Source organism: Bradyrhizobium sp. ORS 375, from assembly GCF_000239775.1.
Classification (GTDB): Bacteria; Pseudomonadota; Alphaproteobacteria; order Rhizobiales; family Xanthobacteraceae; genus Bradyrhizobium.
The window spans coordinates 1-3,251 of sequence record NZ_CAFI01000055.1; the positions used below are offsets into that span (position 1 = coordinate 1).

At 67.1% G+C, this 3,251-nt stretch carries 2 protein-coding genes; both read right to left on the reverse strand.

Features of this window, described 5'->3' with window-relative positions; genetic code table 11:
- Positions 1 to 453 precede the first annotated feature (453 nt).
- On the reverse strand, positions 454 to 1,833 hold the full coding sequence (locus BRAO375_RS04875; protein ID WP_009026341.1) for a M16 family metallopeptidase: 1,380 nt from the start codon (positions 1,831 to 1,833) through the stop codon (positions 454 to 456).
- The gene (locus tag BRAO375_RS04880; RefSeq protein ID WP_009026342.1) at positions 1,833 to 3,215 is read right to left on the reverse strand and encodes a M16 family metallopeptidase; all 1,383 of its coding nucleotides are present in this window, start codon (positions 3,213 to 3,215) and stop codon (positions 1,833 to 1,835) included. The genes BRAO375_RS04875 and BRAO375_RS04880 overlap by 1 nt, the downstream gene beginning before the upstream one ends.
- Positions 3,216 to 3,251 lie beyond the last annotated feature (36 nt).

Here is a 3,251-nt window from a genome sequence, read left to right on the forward strand (position 1 = left end):
GCCACGCCAATGCTTGCGCATGGCGCGGGTGACACCAGCATCGGGGTGTCAGGACGCTGCGACTTCACGTCCGCGACAGATCGTTCGTCCGCGCCCTCGTCGCCGAAGACGCTGCGATCTCTCGCGGCCACCGCATCACCGCCTCGCGTGTCGTGACGATCGCGCGCAACGCCCCATCTGCTTGAGGCGGGATGCGGGGATAAGATCATGTATTCCGAAAAATAGCAAGGATATTATTTTTATCGGAAGATGTCGCCTGCTCGCCTCCGTCGTCCCGGCCTTGAGCCGGGACCCATACGCCGCGGCGGACGTGTCGGGCAAAAAGCCAACGACCAGCGTGCCTCAAACCCCTCCCTGGGGGTCTGGGTCCCGGCTCAAGGCCGGGACGACACCGTTTGTGCTGTGGTAGCTGTGGTCGACCGCACCGAGGTGTGATGCAGCGCCGCTGCTTCCTCAGTTCGTCTTCGTCACCGGCGCGGTGGCCGGCGCCTGCGCCGGCTCGGCGGCGGCTTGCGGCGTGCGGCCGACGACCGCCGTCAGCAGGCCCTGGCTCCAGAGCTGCTTGGCGGCCTTCTTCGCGTCCTCCAGCGTCACCGCATTCACGATCTCGCTGCGCTTCTCGATGTAGTCGATCGGCATCTTGTCGAGCTGGTATTGCAACATCGCCTGCGCGAGCTTGGAGGAGGTGTCGAGCGCCAGCATCTGCGAGCCGTTGATGTAGGACTTGGCCTCGTCGAGCTCCTGCTGGGTCGGGCCTTCCTCGGCGATGCGGCGGATCTCCTGTTCGACCGCAGCGATGGTCTCGCCGGCGCGGTCGAAGCGGGTGGCGGTGTTGCCGATGAACAGCGCGGAATGATCCATCCACAACAGCGCGTCATAGACGGAGTAGGCGAGGCCGCGCTTCTCGCGCACCTCCTTGTAGAGCCGCGACGACAGCCCGCCGCCGCCGAGGATGTGGTTGACGACATAGGCGGCCATGAAGTTCGGGTCGTGGCGGCGGATGCCGGGGCCGCCGAAGGTGATCACGGTCTGCGGCACGTCGAGCGGCACCAGCACGCGTTGCGGCGGCTTGGTGGCGACGACGTCGGGCACCGGCGTCAGCTGCGCCTTGGCAGGCAGGCTGCCGAAGGTCTGGTCGAGCAGCTTGCCGAGCGTGGCCGGATCGACGTCGCCGACGACGGCGACCTTCAGCGTGTCCTTGGCGAGTACGCGGCCGACATAGGCCTTGAGGTCGTCGACGGTGATGGTCGGGACGCTCTCGAGCGTGCCGTTGGCTGGGCGGCCGTAGGGGTGGTTCGGGAAAGCCAGTTCGAGGAACTTGCGGCCGGCCAGCGAGCTCGGATTGGTGGTCTCGCGGCGCAGGCCGGAGATCACCTGGGACCGGATGCGCTCGACATCCGCGCTGTCGAAATGCGGCGAGGTCAGCGCCGTGCGCAACAGATCGAACGCTTCGTCCTTGTTGTCGCGGAGCATGCGCAGCGAGCCGCGGAAATTGTCGCGCGCGACCTGGAACGACAGCTCGATGGCGCGGCGGTCGAGCCGCTCGTGGAAGGTCTTGGAGTCGAGATCGCCGGAGCCCTCGTCAAGCAGGTCGGCGACGAGATTGCCGACGCCGGGCTTGCCGTTGGGGTCCTGCGAGGCGCCGCCCTGGAAGGCGTATTCCATCGCGATCAGCGGCACGGTGGCGTCCTGGACGAACCAGGCCTCGATGCCGCCGGGCGAGACCAGGCGCTGGATCTTGGTGGCGGCCTGCGCGGCCGGCGCCAGGGTGAGCGCGGCAGCCGCGACGGTCAGGACGCAGGCGTAACGGCGGGCGAAGGTCATTGTGTTCATCACGACCGCTTCTCCTCGCGCTTGGCCGCATTGTCCTTGATCAGATAACCGGTGACCGAGCGCTTCTTGTCGAGCCATTTTTGCGCGGCGGCGCGGACCTGCTCGGCGGTGACGGCGCGGATGCGGTCGGGCCAGCTTCGGATATCCTCGATGGAGAGCCCGGTCGTCAGGCCGCCGCCATACCAGCGCGCCATCGTCGCCTGGTTGTCGTTGGCGTAGATCGCTTCCGCGATCAGCTGGGTCTTGACGCGCTCGAGATCCTCGGCGCGCACCGGGTTCTGCGCGATCTCGGCGATGACGCCATCGACGACAGCCTCGACCTGGGCGAAATCGACACCCGGCCGCGGTGCGACCGCGACGGAGAACTGGCTCGGATCCAGCGACGTGCCCTGATAGGACGCGCTGGCATTGACCGCGAGCGGCTTGTCGACGACGAGCGCGCGATAGAGGTACGAGTTGCTGCCGCTGCCCATCAGCTGCGCCAGCACGTCGAGCGCGGCGGATTCGCCGGGCGCGGCGGTCGTCGCCGACGGCACCAGGTAGAAGCGGCGCATCGAGGGCTGCTCGACATGCGGATCGGCCAGGGTGACGGTGCGCGGCGCGACCGGCTCGGGCTCCTGCGGGCGCAGGCGGCGTGCCGGAATGTCGGGCTGCGACGGCACTTTGGCGAAGGTCTGCTCGACCAGCGGGCGGACCTCCTTGGCGTCGGTGTCGCCGGCGATCACCAGGATCGCGTTGTTCGGCGCGTAGAAGCGGCGATAGAAGGCGAGCGCGTCCTCGCGGCTCAGCTTCTCGATCTCCGGCTTCCAGCCGATCACCGGCCGGCCATAGGGATGGTTGACGTAGAGTGCGGCCATGATCTGCTCGTTGAGGCGGGCCTCGGGCGAGTTGGCGACGCGCATGTTGTACTCTTCGAGCACGACGTCGCGCTCGGGCAGCACGTTCTCGTCCTTCAGCACCAGGCCGGTCATGCGATCGGCCTCGAACTCCATCATCTTCGGCAGCTGGTCGCGCGGCACGCGCTGGAAGTAGCCGGTGTAGTCGACCGAGGTGAAGGCGTTCTCATTGCCGCCGATCTTCAGCACGGTCTTGGAGAACTCGCCGGCCGGATGCTTCTCGGTGCCCTTGAACATCAGATGTTCGAGGAAATGCGCCAGCCCGGATTTGCCGGGCGTCTCGTCGGCGGAGCCGACCTTGTACCAGATCATCTGCGTCACCACCGGAGTGCGGTGATCCTGGATGACGACGACCTGCAGGCCGTTGGGGAGGGTGAAGCTGGCGGGGGGCTCGGAGGCGAACGTCGTTTGCGCCGAAGCGCCGGCCGTGAACGTGACGAGGGAGACGAGCGCGGCGGCGACGAAGTGAAACCGGTGCGAGGACATCATGATCCTTCTGAAGGCCCACAGGGCAGGGGCGAT